This window comes from Actinomadura rugatobispora (assembly GCF_042656285.1).
GTDB classification, from domain to species: Bacteria; Actinomycetota; Actinomycetes; order Streptosporangiales; family Streptosporangiaceae; genus Spirillospora; species Spirillospora rugatobispora.
Genome location: NZ_JBHSON010000009.1, coordinates 110,667 through 128,913 on the forward strand (window position 1 = coordinate 110,667; position 18,247 = coordinate 128,913).

16 protein-coding genes are annotated in these 18,247 nt (G+C 71.5%); 10 read left to right on the plus strand and 6 right to left on the minus strand.

What is annotated here, in order from left to right; translation table 11 throughout:
• The first annotated feature begins 89 nt into the window (after positions 1 to 89).
• Positions 90 to 1,607, plus strand: a complete 1,518-nt coding sequence (locus ACFPZN_RS08695; RefSeq protein ID WP_378281300.1) for a class I adenylate-forming enzyme family protein — start codon at positions 90 to 92, stop codon at positions 1,605 to 1,607.
• A 17-nt stretch (positions 1,608 to 1,624) separates the two neighbouring features.
• On the opposite strand, the gene ACFPZN_RS08700 is transcribed toward ACFPZN_RS08695, so the two are convergent.
• On the minus strand, positions 1,625 to 2,443 hold the full coding sequence (locus tag ACFPZN_RS08700) for an enoyl-CoA hydratase/isomerase family protein (RefSeq protein ID WP_378281301.1): 819 nt from the start codon (positions 2,441 to 2,443) through the stop codon (positions 1,625 to 1,627).
• 63 nt (positions 2,444 to 2,506) lie between these two features.
• Between ACFPZN_RS08700 and ACFPZN_RS08705 the strand changes: the two genes are divergently transcribed.
• A complete protein-coding gene (locus tag ACFPZN_RS08705; protein ID WP_378281302.1) occupies positions 2,507 to 3,757 on the plus strand; it encodes a CaiB/BaiF CoA transferase family protein in 1,251 nt (416 codons plus the stop codon).
• A gap of 115 nt (positions 3,758 to 3,872) precedes the next feature.
• Here ACFPZN_RS08705 and ACFPZN_RS08710 read toward each other — a convergent pair whose 3' ends face one another.
• Positions 3,873 to 5,537 carry a FadD3 family acyl-CoA ligase gene (locus tag ACFPZN_RS08710; RefSeq protein WP_378281303.1) on the minus strand — a complete coding sequence of 555 codons (1,665 nt, stop codon included), beginning with the start codon at positions 5,535 to 5,537 and terminating at the stop codon, positions 3,873 to 3,875.
• A gap of 127 nt (positions 5,538 to 5,664) precedes the next feature.
• Here ACFPZN_RS08710 and ACFPZN_RS08715 point away from each other — a divergent pair, with 127 nt between their 5' ends.
• Both ACFPZN_RS08715 and ACFPZN_RS08720 read left to right on the plus strand, forming a co-directional pair.
• Positions 5,665 to 6,576, plus strand: coding sequence for an SDR family NAD(P)-dependent oxidoreductase (locus ACFPZN_RS08715; protein ID WP_378281304.1), 912 nt, complete (start codon positions 5,665 to 5,667; stop codon positions 6,574 to 6,576).
• A gap of 40 nt (positions 6,577 to 6,616) precedes the next feature.
• A complete protein-coding gene (locus ACFPZN_RS08720; protein ID WP_378281305.1) occupies positions 6,617 to 8,353 on the plus strand; it encodes a class I adenylate-forming enzyme family protein in 1,737 nt (578 codons plus the stop codon).
• A 26-nt stretch (positions 8,354 to 8,379) separates the two neighbouring features.
• Here the strand turns inward: ACFPZN_RS08720 and ACFPZN_RS08725 are convergent, their stop codons facing one another.
• Entirely contained in the window at positions 8,380 to 8,832 is a 453-nt protein-coding gene (locus ACFPZN_RS08725; protein WP_378281306.1) for a MaoC family dehydratase, read from the minus strand.
• Positions 8,833 to 8,943: 111 nt separating this feature from the next.
• The gene (locus tag ACFPZN_RS08730; protein WP_378281307.1) at positions 8,944 to 9,750 is read right to left on the minus strand and encodes an enoyl-CoA hydratase-related protein; all 807 of its coding nucleotides are present in this window, start codon (positions 9,748 to 9,750) and stop codon (positions 8,944 to 8,946) included.
• A gap of 61 nt (positions 9,751 to 9,811) precedes the next feature.
• On the opposite strand from ACFPZN_RS08730, the gene ACFPZN_RS08735 reads away from it, so the two are divergent.
• Entirely contained in the window at positions 9,812 to 10,036 is a 225-nt protein-coding gene (locus ACFPZN_RS08735) for an amidohydrolase family protein (protein ID WP_378281308.1), read from the plus strand.
• A gap of 110 nt (positions 10,037 to 10,146) precedes the next feature.
• Positions 10,147 to 10,902, plus strand: a complete 756-nt coding sequence (locus ACFPZN_RS08740; RefSeq protein WP_378281309.1) for a GntR family transcriptional regulator — start codon at positions 10,147 to 10,149, stop codon at positions 10,900 to 10,902.
• A gap of 27 nt (positions 10,903 to 10,929) precedes the next feature.
• Here the strand turns inward: ACFPZN_RS08740 and ACFPZN_RS08745 are convergent, their stop codons facing one another.
• The gene (locus ACFPZN_RS08745) at positions 10,930 to 12,213 is read right to left on the minus strand and encodes an amidohydrolase family protein (RefSeq protein ID WP_378281310.1); all 1,284 of its coding nucleotides are present in this window, start codon (positions 12,211 to 12,213) and stop codon (positions 10,930 to 10,932) included.
• A gap of 153 nt (positions 12,214 to 12,366) precedes the next feature.
• On the opposite strand from ACFPZN_RS08745, the gene ACFPZN_RS08750 reads away from it, so the two are divergent.
• On the plus strand, positions 12,367 to 14,001 hold the full coding sequence (locus ACFPZN_RS08750) for an AMP-binding protein (protein ID WP_378281311.1): 1,635 nt from the start codon (positions 12,367 to 12,369) through the stop codon (positions 13,999 to 14,001).
• Positions 14,002 to 14,015: 14 nt separating this feature from the next.
• Entirely contained in the window at positions 14,016 to 14,303 is a 288-nt protein-coding gene (locus ACFPZN_RS08755; protein WP_378281312.1) for a Clp protease/crotonase-like domain-containing protein, read from the plus strand.
• Between the two features lie 23 nt (positions 14,304 to 14,326).
• Here the strand turns inward: ACFPZN_RS08755 and ACFPZN_RS08760 are convergent, their stop codons facing one another.
• Positions 14,327 to 15,541: a CaiB/BaiF CoA transferase family protein gene (locus ACFPZN_RS08760; protein ID WP_378281313.1), complete on the minus strand. Its 1,215-nt coding sequence runs from the start codon at positions 15,539 to 15,541 to the stop codon at positions 14,327 to 14,329.
• Between the two features lie 57 nt (positions 15,542 to 15,598).
• Between ACFPZN_RS08760 and ACFPZN_RS08765 the strand changes: the two genes are divergently transcribed.
• Together ACFPZN_RS08765 and ACFPZN_RS08770 are read left to right on the plus strand one after the other, a co-directional pair.
• Positions 15,599 to 17,017: an OB-fold domain-containing protein gene (locus ACFPZN_RS08765; RefSeq protein WP_378281314.1), complete on the plus strand. Its 1,419-nt coding sequence runs from the start codon at positions 15,599 to 15,601 to the stop codon at positions 17,015 to 17,017.
• 1 nt (position 17,018) lies between these two features.
• Positions 17,019 to 18,209: an acetyl-CoA acetyltransferase gene (locus tag ACFPZN_RS08770; RefSeq protein WP_378281315.1), complete on the plus strand. Its 1,191-nt coding sequence runs from the start codon at positions 17,019 to 17,021 to the stop codon at positions 18,207 to 18,209.
• The last annotated feature ends 38 nt before the right edge of the window (positions 18,210 to 18,247 follow it).

The following is an 18,247-nucleotide window of genomic DNA, read 5'->3' on the forward strand; positions in this document are numbered from 1 at the left end:
GTCTGTGGCCCCACCTCTGCATAGATTATATTTGATATCCATAGCGGCACACCCTGACCGCGCAGACCGCGCTCTGAAAGGCGGAGGACGTGACTGAAACGACGCGGGCTTTGCGGGACGGCGGCCTGGCGGCCTTCCTGCTGGACCACGAGGATCCCGCCGACACGCCGATCCTGCACCGCAAGGACGGCTCGCTCACGCGCGGCGCGCTCATCGCGGCGGTGAAGGTGCTGGCCGGGCGTCTCGGGCAGGTGGCCGGGCAGCCCGTCGCCTGCCTGGTGGACGACGGCGTGCGCGCGATCACCACGATGTTCGCGACCTGGCTGGCCGGGGGCGTCTACGTCCCGGTCAACGCCCGGCTCACCGACGCCGAGGTGCGCGCCCAGCTGCTGGCCACGGAACCGGCGGTGGTCGTGGCCGGCCCGGCCCAGGCCGGGCGGGTGCCGGAGGGGATCGGGCTGCTGGTGGAGGAGGCGCCCGGGCGGTGGGCCTCCCCGCGTCCGGCGAGACCGCCGACGGGACGCCGGTTCGGCGAGGACGAGGCGGTGATCATGCGGACCTCCGGCACCACCGGGGAGTCCAAGCCCATCGTGCTCAGCCACCGGGGCGTCGGTGACGGCATCGACACCGTCATCGCCAAACTCCGCGGCGGCAAGGCCAAGAACGGCGGCCGCCCGCCGATGCCCAACCTCATCCCCACCTCGCAGGCCCTCTGGGCGGGTGCCTGGAACACCCTCTTCTCCTTCCGCCTCGGCGCGCCCGTGGTGCTCATGGACCGGTTCGACCCCGTCGACTACGCCGAGCTGGTGGGGCGCTTCAGCCTCAGGTCGACGATCCTGGCGCCCGCGATGATGGCGATGCTCATCGAGGATCCCCGCGTGCGGGACCTCGGCGGGCTGCGGTTCGTCCGCTCGGTGACCGCGCCCCTGCCCCCCGACCAGGCCCGGCGTTTCCGGGAGCGGTTCGGCGTGGACGTGCTGAACTCCTACGGCCAGACGGAGCTGGGCGGCGAGGTCGTCGGCTGGACCGCCTCCGACACCCGCGAGTTCGGCGCGTCCAAACTGGGCGCGGTCGGCCGTGCCCATCCGAACGTCGAGATCCGCATCCTGGACGAGGAGCGCCGCGAGGTCCCGCCGGACGAGACCGGCGAGATCTGGATCAGGTCGCCCTTCGCGCACGAGGCCGACCTGGCGCCCGACCGGATCGTCGACGGCTTCCTGCGCACCGGTGACCTGGGCCGCCTGGACGCCGAGGGCTTCCTGTGGATCGAGGGCCGGGTCTCCGACATGATCAACCGCGGCGGGCTCAAGGTCGTCCCGCAGGAGGTGGAGGCCGTGCTGCGCCGCCATCCGGCGGTCGCCGACGCCTGCGTCGCGGGTGTGCCGGACGCCCGGCTGGGCGAGGTGCCCGTCGCCTGGGTGCGCCCGGCGGGAACGGAGCGTCCGGAGGAGACCGCGCTGCTGGCCTTCCTCCGCGAGGACCTCACGGGCTACAAGGTGCCCGTCGCGGTGCGCTTCGTGGACGACTTTCCCCGCACCGAGATCGGCAAGGTGCTGCGGCGCGAACTCGTCGCGAGCTTCGACGGGTTGCACCGGGCCGGGGCCTGACGCCCGCGCCGGAGGTGCTACAGCCCGCCGAAGTCCGGGGAACGGCGTTCCGCGAACGCCTTCATGCCCTCGCGGAAGTCGGGGCTGCGGGAGCTCAGCTCCATCGCGTAGGCCTCGTCGGCCAGGTGCCGGCGCAGGTCGTGGCCGGGGGCCGCGGCCAGCAGGCTCTTGGTCAGGCCGAGCGCCACGGTCGGTCCGGCCGCCAGGCGCGCGACGAGCTCCTCCGCCGTGCCGGCCACCTCGGCGGAGGGGACGGCGCGGTGCGCGATGCCCCATTCGGCGGCCTCGACGCCGTTGAACCTGCGGTCGAGCATGAGCAGTTCGCGTGCCCGCCCCGCCCCCACGACCCGGGGCAGCAGCCAGGTGCTGCCGGAGTCGGGCGTGAAGCCGCGGCGCAGGAACGGGTACCAGAAGACCGCGTCCTCGGCGGCGACCGTGAAGTCGGAGACCAGGGCGAGCTGGGCCCCGATCCCCACGGCCCAGCCGCGCACCGCGCACACCACCGGGAGCTGGAGTTCCAGCAGCAGCGGGATCAGCCGGTTGGCCTGGTTGGGCAGGCGCCTCTGGATGCTGCCGGTCCTGGGCTTGGGGGCGTCGTCGCCCCGCTTGTTCCGCCCGATGATGTCGAATCCGCTGCAGAAGTCGTCGCCCGCCCCGGTGAGCAGGACCGCGCGCAGCCGGTCGTCGGTGGAGGCCAGCTCCAGCGTCCCGATCAGGCCCTCCATGGAGGTGTCGTTGAGCGCGTTGCGCCTGCCGGGCACGTTCAGGACGAGCCGGAGCACGCCGGCGTCGTCGGTCTCGACGTCCAGGCCCGGCATCGACGCGTAACGGGTCATGTGGTCCTCCGAGAGCGACTTGTAGTTTTGATATAATAAACAATCTATCTCCAGGGAGGATCCGTGTCCCAGGCCCCCGCCGCAGGATCCCGGCTGCTGGCCGGCTTCCGGGTGGTCGAGTGCTCGATGCTCGGCCCCGGCGCCGTCTCCACCCCGCTCGCCGACCTCGGCGCCGACGTGATCAAGGTCGAGCCGCCGTCCGGCGACTACATCCGTTCGATGAGCTGGCCGATCGTCCAGGGTCGTTCGCTGCTGCACCTGCACATCAGCCGCGGCAAGCGCAGCATCGTGCTGGATCTGCGCGCCGAGGCGGGCCGGGAGGCCTTCCTGGAACTGGTCGCCCGTGCCGACGTCGTGGTCGAGGCGATGCGGCCGGGCGGTCTGGAGCGGCGTGGCCTGGGCTACACCCGGCTGCGCGAGGTCAACCCGAAGATCGTCATGTTCACCATCTCGGGGTACGGCATGACCGGCCCCTACCGGGACCTGCCGAGCCACGGCATCGCCTACGACGCCTGGGCCGGCACCGTCGCCCCCGTGCCCGGGCCCGACGGGCTGCCCTCGATCCCCGACCACACGTCCATCGGCATCACCGCCGGGCCGCTGTTCGGCACCGCCGCCATCCTGGCCGCGGTGCTGCGCGCCCGCGACAGCGGAGAGGGCTGCCACCTGGAAATCGCCCAGTCCGACGCCGCCGCGGCCTTCGACTGGCTGCGCAGCGAAGGCCACCGCGCCTACGCCCGACCCGAGGACGAGGTGACCGGCAACCCCGCCGACGGCTACGAGCGCCGCCCGCCCGGCACCGCCGGCATGGAGGAGGGCGTCCGCTACCAGTTCTACGCCTCCAAGGACGGCCATGTGCTCTTCATGGCCTCCGAGCGCAAGTTCTGGCGGAACTTCTGCGAGGCGCTGGGCCGCAATGACCTGTTCGAGGCTGACCCCGGCGCGAAGCTCGCCGACCACGCCCGGGGGAACCTTCCGCTGCGCCACGAACTGGCGGCCGTCTTCGCCACCCGCACCACCGCCGAGTGGATCGAGTTCGGCCTGGAGCACGACGTGCCCGTCGGCCCGGTGAACACCCCCGCGACCATTGTCGACGACCCCCAGTTCGCCGACCGCATGCCCTGGCAGGGAGCCGACCGTCTGGTCGCCGACCAGCTTCCCTTCCCCGTGCGCGTCGTCGGTGAGGCCCCGCCCGCAGCCGTCCGTCCCGCCCCGGATCCCGGCCAGCACAGCGAGGAGATCCTCCGCGAGGTCCTCGGCTACGACGAGGACCGGCTGGCCGAGCTCCGCGACTCCGGCGCCTTCGGAACCTGACCGCGAGCCGGTGGCGGCGCGCACCGGAAGGCGAGAGCGGACGGCGCTCCGGCGGGGTCGGAGCGCCGTCCGCGTTTCCGGGCCGGGCCCTGGCGCGCGTCCGCGTCCGCCTCCGTCAGGCGCCGCCGTCGCGTGCCAGCCGGGCGCGCAGGTCGTTCTTCACGATCTTGCCCGAGGCGTTGAGCGGCAGTTCGGCCACCACGTGCACCTGGCGGGGCACCTTGTAGTTCGCCATGTTCTGCCGGGCCCAGGAGATCAGCTCGTCCGGGTCCAGGGCCGCGTCCCGGCGCGGGACGACGAACGCCGCCCCCACCTCGCCCATGCGCTCGTCGGGGATCCCGATCACGGCGCACTGGGCGACCGCGGGATGGACGGACAGCAGCCGTTCGATCTCGGCGGGATAGGCGTTGAAGCCGCCCACGATGAACATGTCCTTGATCCGGCCGGTGATGCGGAGCCTGCCGTCGGCGTCGAGCGTGCCGAGGTCCCCGGTGTGCAGCCAGCCGTCGGCGTCGACGGTCGCGGCGGTCTCGGCCTCCTCGTCCAGGTAGCCCTTCATCACCGTGTAGCCGCGCACCAGGATCTCGCCCTCGGCGCCGATCGGCACCGGTTCGCCCTCGGCGTCGACGGTGACGACCTCGAGGCCGGGCAGCGGGCGGCCGGCGGTGGACGTGACGATCTCCAGCGGGTCGTCGTAGCGGCACATCGACACGATCGCGCAGGACTCGGTGAGCCCGTAGCCGGCCACGATGTGGGAGAAGCCCAGCTCCTCCTTGATGCGGTGGACGACGGCCGGCGGGACGTCCGTCGCGCCCGTCACGGCCAGCCGGAGGCCGGAGACGCCCTCCGCGGTGAAGTCGGGGTGCTCCAGCATGGTCTGGTACAGCGTGGGTGTGCCGGGCAGGACGGTCACCTTCTCCTCCCGCACCACCTTGAGCACCTGCGGGACGTCCAGGGTGCGGGCGGGCAGGCTCGTCGCGCCCACGATGAGCGAGGCCAGCCAGCCGGCCTTGTACCCGAACCCGTGGAAGAACGGGTTCACGATGAGATAGCGGTCGCCCTCGCGCAGCCCCACGACCGCCGCCCACACCGCGTACGCGCGCAGAGTCTGGGCGTGGGTGCACATCGCGCCCTTGGGATTGCCGGTCGTGCCGGAGGTGAACAGCATGTCCGACAGGTCGTCGGGGCCGATTTCGGCGGCCCGGGCCCGGACCTGCTCCTCGGTGACGGTACGGCCCGACTCCAGGAAGTCGTCCCAGGAGGTGTGCCGTCCGGGGCCGCCGTCGCTGAGGACCACGACCTGCTCCAGGTCGGGAAGCCCGGCGTAGGGTCGGCCGCCCTCCGGGCCGCCGGCGGCGTCCTCCAGCGAGGCCGGATAGTCGCGGCCGAGGAACTCGCCGATCACGCACAGGATCCTGGCCTTGCTCTTGTCCAGGATGAAGGCGGCCTCCTGGGCCTGGAAGCGGGTGTTGAGCGGGATGAGGACGCCTCCGGCGCGTTGCAGCCCGAGTGCGGCGATGATCCACTGCGCGGTGTTGGGGGACCAGACGGCCACCCGGTCGCCCCGGTTCAGACCCGAGGCGAGGAAGGACCGGGCGGCGGCCGTCACCGCGGCGTCGAGGGCCGCGTAGCCGATCCGGACGTCGCCGTCGACGATCGCCTCGGCGTCGCCGAGCCGGTGCGCGGCGTCGGCGAGCAGCGCGCTGGTCGTGCCCCAGCGCAGGTCGCCGCGGGGATCGACGAAGCCGTCCGATCCGGCGGCCGTGGGGGTGGTGGTCACCTGTTCCTCCGGAGACGTGGACGCGGGGATGACCTGATCAGTATCTTGAATAACATATATATTCTGCCATAGGCGTGACCCGCTGCAAGGCCGCCGACGTGTTCAGCCGCCCAGGGAGGACGAGACCGTGGCCCGACTGCTCGAGAACAAGATCGCCATCGTGACGGGAGCCGCGCACGGCATCGGCCGGGGACACGCGCTGGAGCTGGCCAAGCACGGCGCCAAGGTGGTCGTGGCCGACCTGGGCACCAGCGTGCAGGGGGAGGGCAGGGGCGAGGACGCCGCGGAGGTCGTCCAGCTGATCGCCAAGCGCGGCGGCACCGCCATCGCCGACTTCGCCGACGTCGCGGACGAGGGGCAGGCGACCGCGCTGGTGGACCGCACCGTCGAGGAGTTCGGCCGGCTGGACATCCTGGTCAACAACGCGGGCATCGCCCGTGACAGGGCCATCTGGAACATGACCCCGGACGACTTCGACGCCGTCATGCGGGTCCACGTGCGCGGCACCTGGCTGATGACCCACCTGGCGGCCAAGCGGTGGCGCGCTCGGTACCAGGCCGGCGAGCGCTTCACCGGACGGGTGATCAACACGACCTCCGGCGCGGGCCTGGCCGGCAACTTCGGCCAGTCCAACTACGCCACGGCCAAGGCCGCGATCGTCGGGCTGACCCTCACCACCAGCCTGGAGCTGGCCCGGTTCGGCGTCACCGTCAACGCCGTCGGCCCCGGTGGCATGACCCGGCTGACCGCGACCATGGCCAAGGACCTCAAGGCGTTCGAGCCCGACGACCTCGGCGAGGACGAGTACCACCCGATGGACCCCGCCGGCAGCTCCCCGCTGGTGGCGTGGCTGGCCGGCGACGAGGCCCAGCACGTCAGCGGCCAGGTCCTGCGCGCCATCCACGACAAGATCCACCTCATGGAGGGCTGGCGGGAGGCCGCCACGATCGGGAACGGGGAGAAGAGGTGGGACGCCACCGCGCTCGGTGCGCGCATCGCCACCGACATCTTCCGCACCCGGGCGCCCGGTCTGCGCTGACCGGAGACCGATCACGGCGAACCCGTCGAAGGAGAACGACGTGACCGACACCCTCCCCGACCGGTCCAACCCCGTCACCCTGCGGTGGACGGCCGACCGGGCGCTGAGCCAGGACGTGCGGAACACGCTGTGCGGTCCGGGCGGGCCGTTCGAGCGGACCGTGGAGGAGGTCCTGGGCTTTCCCGCCGAGGTCTTCGTCCAGCGGCTCCCGCATCTGCCCGCGGTGCTCATCCGGGCCGCCGACCGCCATCCCGACGCCGGATACTGCGTCTTCGACGGGCCCGAGCCGGAGACCCTGACCTACGCCGAGGCCCTCTCCTGGGCGGCCGCCTACGCCGAGGTCCTGCGGACCGACCACGGCGTCGGCAAGGGGGACCGGGTCGCGATCGCCTCGCCCAACGGCAAGGAGTACCTGCTGGCGATCTGGGCGACCCTCTCGCTCGGCGGCATCGTGGCCGGCCTCAACGGCTGGTGGACGCCCGCGGAGCTGGAGCACGGCATCGAGCTGACCGAGCCCTCGCTGGTCCTGGGCTCCGCCCGCCCGCTCGAGCGGCTCGCGCAGACCAAGGCCGCCGAGGAAGGCCGCCTCGTCCCGGTGGCGCTGCAGGACCTGCACCGGGCCGCGGCCGCCGTCCACGATCCGGCCGGGAGACTGCCCGAGACCGACATCCACGAGGACGACCCCGCCGCGATCCTGTTCACCAGCGGGACCACCAGCCGGCCCAAGGGCGCGACACTGTCGCACCGCAACTTCGTGCATTTCGGCATGTTCGGTGCCCTTGGCGGGACGGTCGCCCTCCTCGGCGGCGGCGGCAGGTACCGGCAGATCCCCGGGGGAGTGCAGCGGACGAGCGTCTGCTCCAATCCGTTCTTCCACGTCTCCGGCGTGGGCCCCACCCTGGTGGGGACGCCGATGTCCGGCTCCAGGCTGGTCTTCCCCGCGCCGGGCCGCTGGGACGCCGGGCGGGTGCTGGAGCTGACCGGCCGGTACAAGCTCACCCAGTGGCACGGCGTGCCGACCCACTTCTGGCGGATGCTCACCCACCCGGACTTCGACGAGCACGGCACCGACCAGGTGTGCGTCATCGGCAGCGGCGGCTCGGCCTTCGCCCCCGAGCTGCTGCGCCTGTTCGAGGAGAAGATGCCCGGCGTCCAGATCACCAACGGCTACGGCATGACGGAGACGACCGGCGGCGGGACGTTCCTCAACGGGGCCGGGATGGACGGGCACCCGGCGTCGGTCGGGGCGGCGGCCCCCACCATGGAGGTCCAGGTCCGGGGCCCGGACGGCGAGCCGCTGGGCGAGGACCAGGTCGGCGAGGTGTGCATCAAGGGCGCCGGCGTCTTCCTCGGCTACTGGAGCGACCCCGAGGCCACCGCCGCGGCCTTCGCCGACGGCCGCTGGTACCGCACCGGCGACTACGGCCGCATCGTGGACGGCGTGCTCTACCTGGAGAGCCGGATGCGCGACCTCATCATCCGGGGCGGCGAGAACATCTACCCGATCGAGATCGAGTACCGCCTCGTCGAACACCCCGGCGTCGCCGACGCCGCCGTCATCGGAGTGCCCGACCGGATCCTCGGCCAGCAGGTCAAGGCCTTCGTGGTCCCCGAACCCGGCGCCGCGCCCACAGAGGAGGAGCTCCGGGAGTGGGCGGGGGAGAGCCTGGCCGCCTTCAAGGTCCCCGCCCTCATCGAGTTCCGCGACGCCCTGCCCTACAACGCGACCGGCAAGGTCATCAAGCGCCGGCTCGAAGAGGAGCCGGGGATCTCCTGAGCCCGTGCCCCTCGGCCCTTCGGAGTTCAGACGACATAACGCAACAGCATCGAGGCCACGCACGCGGGCTTGGGGGAGCCCTCGACCTCCCAGGTGAAGCGGAGCCTGACGAGCAGTCCGCCCTTGACGTCCTCCACGCCCTCGATCTCCGCGCCGACCCGGACCTTGGAGCCGACGGGCACGGGCGAGGGGAACCGGATCTTGTCGTAGCCGTAGTTGACCCCCATCCTCATGCCCTCGATCCTGTAGATCTCCCGGACCAGCCTCGGCCCGAGGGACAGGGTCAGCAGGCCGTGGGCGATGGTGCCGCCATAGGGCCCCTGGGCGGCCCGCTGGGTGTCCACGTGGATCCACTGGTCATCACCGGTCAGCCCGGCGAAGGTGTCGATGTCCTGCTGCGTGACCGTCCGGTAACCGCTGTGGCCGAGGTGCTGCCCGACGGCACCCCGGATCTCGTCCACACCGCTGAGCACCCGCATGGAGACTCCTCTCGTTCTTCTATTATCTATTATATAAAAAATCTTTCACGAGGCGTTCGCCGGGACCGGCTGCGGCCTACCCGATCGCCGCGACCGGCGCCCGCATGGTCGTCACGGTGATCGGGGCGGTGTGTGAGAGGTTCCGCTGCCATCGCGGCGCTCGGCGAGCTTGCGCTGGATGGAACGGACGCTTTCGGCGAACTCGGGACGTCCCACCGACCACTCCTGGGCGGCCAGCTCCAGTTCGGCCGCCTCCTTCGGGCTGGAGAGGGCGCGTCCCGCGAGCAGCGTCTGCTTGGCTCGGCGTACCAGCGGCGCGGAGCGTTCAGCGGCGCGTCCGGCCAGGCGCAGCGCGGTCGACTCCAGCCGATCCTCCGGCACGCACCGCCATGCCAGTCCCATGTCAGCGGCCTCCTCGCCGGTGAGCACGTCCCCGCACAGGACGAGGGCGGCGGCGCCCTGAGCACCCACCCGCTCGGCCAGCCGCCACAGGTGCCCGCCGCCGGGGTGGATGCCCGCGTCCAGGAAACGAGGATCGAACCGCGCGGCCGGTGAGGCGAGGATGACGTCGCAGGCCAGGGGAAGATTGACGCCCGCGCCGATGGCGGGCCCGCCGACCGCGGCGATGGTGGGCACCGCCGCCGCCGCGAGGCGTTCCATGCCCGCGTACATCTCCGCCAGCGGTACCGTGCGGTTCAGTAGTCCCTCGAGGGAGCCGCCGGCGCAGAAGACGGGCGGCTCGGCGGTGAGCACCAGGGCGCGCGCGCCGTCGTCCAGCGCGGCGTCCACCGCCCATGCGAGGTCGTCGCTCATCTGCTTGGACAGGGTGTTGCGGTGTTCTGGATCGGCCAGCGACAGCACGCCCACCCCGCCCTCGGCCGTGACGCGCACGAGCCGGTTCTCCGGAATTCCGCTCATCGTCCCCGTCCCTCTTTGCTCGATATCAAGTTTTTATTTTATACATGATAAAATCGGGGTGATGACTCGGATCAAGCGGTACATCGCCGCCGTCAGCGTGCCCGCCGACGAGGTCACCAACGAGGGCATCACCTTCGAGATCGACTACCCGCACCAGGACGGCACCTGGCCCCGCTCGCGCGAGGAGGCCGCCCTGCGGTACGGGCACCTGGACCAGGCCACCATCAACAGGATCGCGCGGGGCAACGCCATCCGCCTGCTCGGCCTCGACCTCCCCGAGGAGTGAGACGTCACAGGGGGGCGGGGTGAGGGAGATCAGCTCGGCCTCGTCATCCTGATATCTTATTCTCAATACGGATGACAGAGGGTCACCCGCCGAGTCGAGGACGTGAGCGGATGGCACGCCGCCAGGGGGCCGCAGCGGCCGACATCTTGGCCGCGCCCCAGGAGAGCGCCGCGCTGCCGGGAGAGAGCCTGGCCCGGAAGAGCAGCGGTGAGCAGGTGCGCCTCTACGTGCGCCGGCTGATCTTCGACGGGGTGCTCAAGCAGGGCCAGCGGGTGCCGCAGGACGCCATCGCCCAGACCCTCGGTGTCTCACGCATCCCGGTGCGGGAGGCGCTGATCGCGCTGGAGCGCGAGGGCTGGACGACCATGATCCCGCACCGCGGCGCCTTCGTGAACGCCCTCGACGAGCTGGCCGTCCGCGACCACTACGAGCTGTACGGCCTGTTCTACGGGTTCGGCGTGCGCCGCGCGGTCGAGCGCAAGGGCACCGGGCTCGCCGCGCCGCTGCGGGTGATTCAGGAGCGGATCGCCGGCACGGAGGATCCGGAGGTCCTGCACCGGCTCGCCCTGGACTTCCACCGGACGGTGATCGACGCGGCCCAGTCGCCGCGGCTGCGCACCATGCTGCGCCAGATGACCGACATCGTGCCCGGCAACTTCTTCGAGCTGGTGCCCGACGCGGACGAGATCGAGCGCGAGGGGACGGCGGCCATCGTCGCCGCCATCGAGGGCGGCCACGCCGACCTCGCCGAGCGCGAGTACGCCGCCATGCTGCGCAAGCACGGCGACGTCGTCGTCGAGCTCTTCCGGGGCCGTGGCATGTTCGAGGACGAGGAGCCGGGCGACGAGGCGTCCTCCACCGGGTGACCCGGAGGCACCCGGTGGGTGCGGACGTCAGGCGGTGGCCTGATCGACGAGCCTGCCCATCTCGATCCCGACCGACTTCTCGAAGCGGCCCTTGTCGTAGGAGCGGATGCTGACGTCGTGGCCCGCGGCCTCGGCGCGCAGCGCTCCGACGGTGGCGTTCTCCCTGGTGCGGCCGTTCACGAAGGGGTCGAAGGAGTACCAGCGCATCGCGTTCTCAAAGGTGATCTTGTTGAGTTCGTCGTCGGGCACGCCGGCGGCGACCTCGGCCAGTTCCTCGGGGGCGTTCGGCCAGGAGGAGTCGGAGTGCGGGTAGTCGCACTCCCAGGCGATGTTGTCGATGCCGATCCGGTGGCGCAGCTCGACGCCGACGGGGTCGGAGATGAAGCAGGTCAGGAAGTGCTCGCGGAACACCTCGCTGGGCAGCCTCCCGCCGAAGTCCTGGCCGGTCCACAGGTGGTGCATGTCGTAGGTGCGGTCGACGCGGTCGAGGAAGTAGGGGATCCAGCCGGTGCCGCCTTCGGAGAGGGCGAACCTGATGCCGGGGAACTTCTTGATGACGCGCGACCAGAGCAGGTCGGCGGCGGCCTGGCAGATGTTCATCGGCTGCAGCGTGATCATGACGTCGACCGGGGCGTCCGGGGCGGTCACCGACAGCTGGCCGGAGGAGCCGAGGTGGATGGAGACGACGACGTTCTCGTCGCACACCGCGCGCCACAGCGGGTCCCAGTACTCGTTGTGGAAGCTGGGGTAGCCCAGCGTGGCCGGGTTCTCGGTGAAGGTGATCGAGTGGCAGCCCTTGGCGGCGACCCGGCGGACCTCCTCGGCGCACAGTTCGGCGTCCCACAGCACCGGTAGCGCCATCGGGACGATCCGGCCCGGGTGGGTGCCGGCCCACTCGTCGACGTGCCAGTCGTTGTAGGCGCGCAGCACCGCCAGGGCCAGGTCCTTGTCCTCGGCGGCGGAGAAGACCCGCCCGCTGAAGCCGGGGAAGGACGGGAAGTTCATCGACGCCAGGATCCCGCCGGCGTTCATGTCCTTGACGCGCTCGTCGATGTCGTGGGTGCCGGGGCGGATCTCGTCGAAGGCGGTCGGCTCGATGCCGTACTCCTCCTTGGGACGCCCGGCGACCGCGTTCAGCCCGATGTTGGGGATCGTCTGGCCGTTGAACGTCCACACGTCCGAGCCGTCCTTGGTGGTGCGGACCCGCGGGGCCCGGTCCCGGTACCGCTCGGGGATGTGGGCGTCGAACATGGTCGGCGGTTCCACGACGTGGTCGTCGACGCTGATCATGATCATGTCTTCGGCGTTCACTGTGCTCCTCCGAACGCGGTGGGGGATCGCGGTGCGGCTTGAACTTTCGTCTCGAAAAAGTGAACCGCTGTTCAGTTCTGGGGTGGGAGCCCCGTGCGGTGTGCCCGTAGATTGAATACTATATCCACACATTCACCATCTGAAGGAGAGCGGATGTCCGACTGGGCGAACATCGAGCAGAGCACTCTGCTCGACCTGCTGGACCGCCGCCTGGAACGCGACCCGGACGGACCGTTCCTGGACTGCTGCGGCACCCCCTACACGGCGGCCGAGACGGACCTGGAGGCCAACCGGGTCGCCAACGCGCTGGCCGAACTGGGGGTCGGGCACGGCTCCACGGTCGCCACCATGCTGGAGAACGGCCCCGCCGCCGTCGTGTCCTGGTTCGCCATCCACAAGCTCGGCGCGATCGCCGTCCCGGTGAACACCGCGCTCAAGGGCCCGATGCTGCGTCACGTGCTCTCCGACGCGACGGCCTCCGTCGTCATCGTCCAGGACGATCTCGCCGAGCGCCCGATGGAACTGCTCGACACGATCGACTCCGTCCGGCACCTGGTCGTCGTCGGCGAACATGACGGGAGCCCCGGGGCCGGCTCACGCTGGGCGGTGCACGACTGGGCGGAGCTGCTCAAGGCCGACGGCTCCCGGCCCGGAGTCCTGGTGCGTCCCGCGGACCTGGGCACCATCGTCTACACCGGCGGCACCACGGGCCCGTCCAAGGGCTGCGCGCTCAGCCACAACTACCACCTGTCCATCGCCCGGCAGATCATCTCCTCGTGGGGGCGCACGCCCGAGGACGTCGTGTGGTCCCCGCTCCCGCTGTTCCACTTCAACGCCATCTCGTGCATGCTCACCGGCACGCTGATCAACGGCGGCCGGGCCGCGCTGTCGCGCCGGTTCTCGGTCTCCGGCTTCTGGCCCGAGATCAACCGCACCGGTGCCACCATCGCCTCGCTCCTGGGCTCCCTGGCCGTCCTCGTCGCCAAGGCCGACGACCACCCCCAGGCCAGGAACTCCGGCACGCCCGGGGCCAACACCACGCTGCGCCTGCTGACCGGGGCGCCGATGCCCCCGGAGATCGACGAGATCTACCGCGAGCGCTTCGGCCTCACCACCTTCAGCAACGCCTACGGAACCACCGAGGCGTCGCTGATCTCCTGGCTGCCGCCGGGCAGGGAGAAGCGGCCCGGCTCGGCCGGCATCGTCAACGCGGAGGCGTTCATCGTCAAGGTCTTCGACGACGACGACCGCGAGGTGCCCGCGGGCGAGCACGGCGAGATCGTCTGCCGCCCCCGCATGCCGCACGTGATGTTCGAGGGCTACTGGAAGCGCCCGGAGGCCACGGTCTCGGCCTGGCGCAACCTGTGGTTCCACACCGGCGACATCGGCCGCCTGGACGAGGACGGCTACCTGTTCTTCGTCGACCGCAAGGCCGACTACATGCGCCGCCGCGGCGAGAACATCTCCAGCTGGGAGCTGGAGAAGGTCTTCCACGAGCACCCCGGCGTCAGGGACGTGTGCGTGCACGCGGTGGCCAGTGAGGTGAGCGAGGACGACGTCAAGGTGACCGTCGTACTCAAGGGAGGGGCCGCCCTCACCGAGGAGGCCCTGTGCCGCTGGTCGATCGAGCAGCTTCCGTACTACGCGGTCCCACGCTACTTCGAGTTCCGCGACGAGCTTCCGATGAGCCAGACCGGACGGGCGACCAAGAACCTGCTCAGGGACGAGGGCGTCACGCCCGCCACCTGGGACCGGGAGGCCGCCGGCGTGACCTTCGAGCGCCGCTGATGGGCGCCGGGCCGATGGGTCTGGAGAGCGACGACCTCGGCACCCCGGCATCCGCCCTGGACTTCCCCGACGACCGGGTGCGCGCCGTGGCCGAGGAGGTGGCGATCCAGATCTGCCGCACCGCGCCGCAGGCCCGGCTGCAGGTCAAGCGGATCGTCAACGACAACTACGACCGCGTGGACCGCACGACGTTCGACGTGCTCCCGTACAACGAGGAGATGGCGGAGGGAAGACGGGCGTTCGCCGAGCGGCGCGATCCGTCGTGGATGCCGGAGGAGTTCCGCACCGGAGGCAGGCTCTGACGGTCGTGCTGCGGGCGGGCCACTCAGAAGATGACCTTGCCGGTGCGGAGTTCGGACAGGGCGGCGCCGGTGAGGCCCAGTTCCGCCGCCAGGACGGCGTCGGTGTGCTCGCCCAGCCAGGGCGGGCGGGTCTCCGCGGCGGGGGGAGCCTCGCTCATCCGGACGGGGCTGCCCGGAACGAGGACGGGCTGCTCCACACCGTCGGTCCGGGGAAGTTCCACCAGCATGTTCCTGGCCTGGACGTGGGGGTCGGCGACGACCTCGGCGTCGCTGAGGCAGGGGCCGGCGGCGATGCCCGCGCGGCCCAGCAGGTCGCAGGCCTCCAGCTTGGTGAGGTCCGCCGCCCAGCCCTCGATGGCGGGGCGCAGCAGCGTCTCGAGTTCGTCGACCCAGCCCTGCCGGGTGGCCAGGCGGGGGTCGTCCTTCCACTCGGGGCGGCCGACGAGGTCGGCCAGTCTGGTGAAGTGCTGCTCGCGGGCGACCTGGAGCACGAACCAGCCGTCCTGCGCGCGGAAGCCGTGCATGATCAGCGGGCCGGTCTGGCCGCCGCGCAGTCCCATCGACCAGAAGTTGGTCACGATGTCGGTCATGGCGATGACCGAGTCGAGCATGGCGATGTCGACGTACTGGCCGCGCCCGGTGGCGTCGCGGTGGCGCAGCGCGGCGAGGATGCCGATGGTGGCGAACAGCGCGGCGCCGATGTCGCCGAGCGCTCCCACGGGTGCCACGGTGGGGGGCCGGTCGCCGGTGCGCTTCAGCTCGTAGATGCCGGACATGGCCTCGACGATGGGGGCGAAGGCGGGCCAGCCCCCGTAGGGCGTGGGGACGGAGTTGCCGAAGCCGGAGACCGAGACGTAGATCCCGGCCGGGTGCACGGCGGCGATGTCGGGGTGGCCGAGGCCGAGCCGGGCCATCGCGCCGGCCTTGGAGTTCTCGGCGACGACGTCGAACCTCGGGGCGAGTTCGAGGACGAGCTCCCTGCCGCGGGGATTCTTCAGATCGACGCAGACGCTGCGTTTGCCGAGGTTGTTGCGCAGGAAGGTGGCGCCGACGCGCCGGCCGTCCGGATCGGTCATCGCGGGCAGCGAGCCGCGGCCCGAGTCCCCGGACGGCGGCTCGATCTTGACGACGTCGGCGCCCAGCCGGGCCAGCAGCTGGGTCGCGTAGGGGAGTGCCTGCATCTGTTCCAGCGCCAGGACGCGGATGCCGTCGAGGGGCCGGGGTCCACCCTGAGTCATGGAAGGAGTCTAATTGCAGATTAGATCTTTTATGCAATCTACGATTAGGCTGGTTTCATGCGCGGAATCTTGTCCTGGGGCGGCTACCTGCCCCACCGGAGGCTCGACCGTCAGACGATCAGGTCGGTGGCGGGCGCGGGCGGCGGGCGGGGCACCCGGTCCGTCGCCTCCTACGACGAGGATGCGATCACCCTCGGCGTCGCGGCGGCGCGGACGGCCCTGCGCGCCGCTCCGGCCGAGCCGCGGGCCCTCTGGTTCGCCACCACCGAACCCCCCTACCTCGACCGCACGAACGCCACCACCCTGCACGCCGCCCTGCGCCTGGGCCGCGACGTGCCCGCCTACGACGCCGTCGGCTCGGTCCGCTCGGCGCTCGGCGCGCTGCGCGCGGCCTGCGACGCCGCGTCCCCGGCGCTCGTGGTCGCCGGAGACCTGCGCGGCGGGCTGCCCGGCGGGGCCGACGAGGCCGCGGGCGGCGACGGGGCGGCGGCCGTGCTCATCGGCTCCGGCGCCGACGGGCCGGTCGTCGCCGAGATCCTCGCCCGTGCCTCGGTGACCGAGGAGTTCGTCGACCGCTGGCGGGTGCCCGGCGAGCCGGCCTCGCGGCTGTGGGAGGAGCGGTTCGGCGAGACCCGCTACACCGCGCTCGGGACGGAGACGCTGAAGCTCGCCCTCGGCGAGGCCGGGCTGGAGGCGCCCGCGGTGGACACGCTCATCGTGGCGGGTCTGCACGGCCGCGCCGCCAAGGCCGTCGCCGCCCGCTCGGGCGTGCCCGCCGAACGCGTCGCCGACCGGCTGGACGCCACCGTCGGCAATGTCGGCGCGGCCCAGCCCGCGCTGCTGCTCGCGGCGGCGCTCGAGGAGGACCGGACCGAGGGCAGGATCATCGTCCTGCTGTCGCTGGCCGACGGCGCGGACGCCCTGGTCCTCCGCACCACCTCCGCGCTGGCCGCCCACCCGGTGGAACGGCCCGTGACGGAGCAGATCGCCTCCGCCGCGCCCGTCTCCTACGGCACCTACCTGGCCTGGCGCGGCCTGCTGCCGGTCGAGCCGCCGCGCCGTCCCGAGCCCGCGCGCCCCTCCGCTTCGGCGGCCGCCCGGAACGGGGACTGGAAGTTCGGCCTCGTCGGTTCCCAGGGAGAGGACGGCATGGTGCGCATGCCCCCGTCCCCCCTGGACGGCACGGCCGCGCCCATGGCCGGCACGGCGGGCACGATCGTCACCTTCACCGTCGACCGGCTGGCCTACTCCCCGAGCCCGCCCGTGGTGTTCGCGGTCGTCGACTTCGACGGCGGCGGCCGGCTCCCCATCGAGCTCACCGACGTCGACGAAGGGGACGTCGCGATCGGGACCAGGGTCGAGCCCACCTTCCGCAGACTGTTCACCTCCGACGGGATCCACAACTACTTCTGGAAGGCCCGGCCGCTGGCCGAACCGGAGAGAGAGCCGGCGCGGGAGCCGGAGAAGGAGGCCTGAGATGGGCTCGCACGGCATCAAGGACCGGGTCGCCATCGTCGGGATGGGCTGCACCCGCTTCAGCGAGCACTGGGACAAGGGCGTCGACGAACTGCTGCTGGAGTCCACGGGCGAGGCGTTCGCCTCGGCCGGGATCGCCAAGGAAGAGGTCGACGCCTACTGGCTGGGCACCGCCCAGTCGGGCATGAGTGGCCTGACGCTCTCCAAGCCGCTGCGGTTGAGGGACAAGCCGGTCACCCGGGTCGAGAACTACTGCGCCACGGGCTCCGAGGCGCTGCGCCAGGCGGCCTACGCGGTGGCCTCCGGCGCCTACGACGTGGCGATGGCCGTCGGGGTGGAGAAGGTCAAGGACTCCGGCTACCAGGGGCTCAACGCCTTTCCCATCCCCAATGACGGCACCCAGCGCACGCTGACGGCCGCGGCGATGTTCTCCATGGTCGCCCCCGCCTACGCGCGCCGCTTCGACGTCGACCCCGGCGAGCTGAAGACGGTGCTGGCCCGCATCGCCTCCAAGAACCACGCCAACGGGGCCCGCAACCCCCGTGCACAGTTCCAGAAGGAGATGTCGGTCGAGAAGCTGCGCGCGATGCCCGAGGTGGCCGGCGGGCTGTCGGTCTTCGACTGCGCGGGGGTGGCCGACGGCTCGGCGGCCGCGATCGTCGTCCGGGCCGAGGACGCCCACCGGTACACCGACAAGCCGCTGTTCATCAAGGCGCTGTCGTTCGTCGCCGGTGACGGGTCGGGCCTGATGGACCCGGCCTACGACTACACGACCTTCCCCGAGGTCGCGGCCTCGGCCCGGGACGCCTACACGCAGGCGGGCGTGACCTCCCCGATCGACGAGATGGCCATGGCCGAGGTCCATGACTGCTTCACCCCCACCGAGCTGGTGCTCATGGAGGACCTGCGGCTGGCCGAGCGCGGCACCGCCTGGAAGCGGATCCTGGACGGGGCCTTCGACCTGGACGGGGAACTGCCCGTCAACCCCGACGGCGGACTCAAGTCGTTCGGGCACCCGGTGGGGGCGTCCGGGCTGCGGATGATGTTCGAGGCATGGCTGCAACTGCGCGGCGAAGCCCCGGCTGAGCGGCGCATCTCCACCTATGGCTCCCGCTCCCTGGCGCTGACCCACAACCTGGGCGGCTACCCCGGGGAGATGGTGAGCTTCGTGTCGATCCTCGGTACGGACTGAGGCCTGTGGGCGGCGGCCGAGTCGAGGGGTCGGCCGCC

Coding starts and splice junctions, on each gene's coding strand:
- ACFPZN_RS08735 (WP_378281308.1), top strand. CDS start 9,812: ATGACTCGGATCAAGCGGTACATCGCCGCCGTCAGCGTGCCCGCCGAC.
- ACFPZN_RS08760 (WP_378281313.1), bottom strand. CDS start 15,541: ATGACTCAGGGTGGACCCCGGCCCCTCGACGGCATCCGCGTCCTGGCG.
- ACFPZN_RS08750 (WP_378281311.1), top strand. CDS start 12,367: ATGTCCGACTGGGCGAACATCGAGCAGAGCACTCTGCTCGACCTGCTG.
- ACFPZN_RS08770 (WP_378281315.1), top strand. CDS start 17,019: ATGGGCTCGCACGGCATCAAGGACCGGGTCGCCATCGTCGGGATGGGC.
- ACFPZN_RS08740 (WP_378281309.1), top strand. CDS start 10,147: ATGGCACGCCGCCAGGGGGCCGCAGCGGCCGACATCTTGGCCGCGCCC.
- ACFPZN_RS08755 (WP_378281312.1), top strand. CDS start 14,016: ATGGGTCTGGAGAGCGACGACCTCGGCACCCCGGCATCCGCCCTGGAC.
- ACFPZN_RS08765 (WP_378281314.1), top strand. CDS start 15,599: ATGCGCGGAATCTTGTCCTGGGGCGGCTACCTGCCCCACCGGAGGCTC.
- ACFPZN_RS08730 (WP_378281307.1), bottom strand. CDS start 9,750: ATGAGCGGAATTCCGGAGAACCGGCTCGTGCGCGTCACGGCCGAGGGC.
- ACFPZN_RS08725 (WP_378281306.1), bottom strand. CDS start 8,832: ATGCGGGTGCTCAGCGGTGTGGACGAGATCCGGGGTGCCGTCGGGCAG.
- ACFPZN_RS08700 (WP_378281301.1), bottom strand. CDS start 2,443: ATGACCCGTTACGCGTCGATGCCGGGCCTGGACGTCGAGACCGACGAC.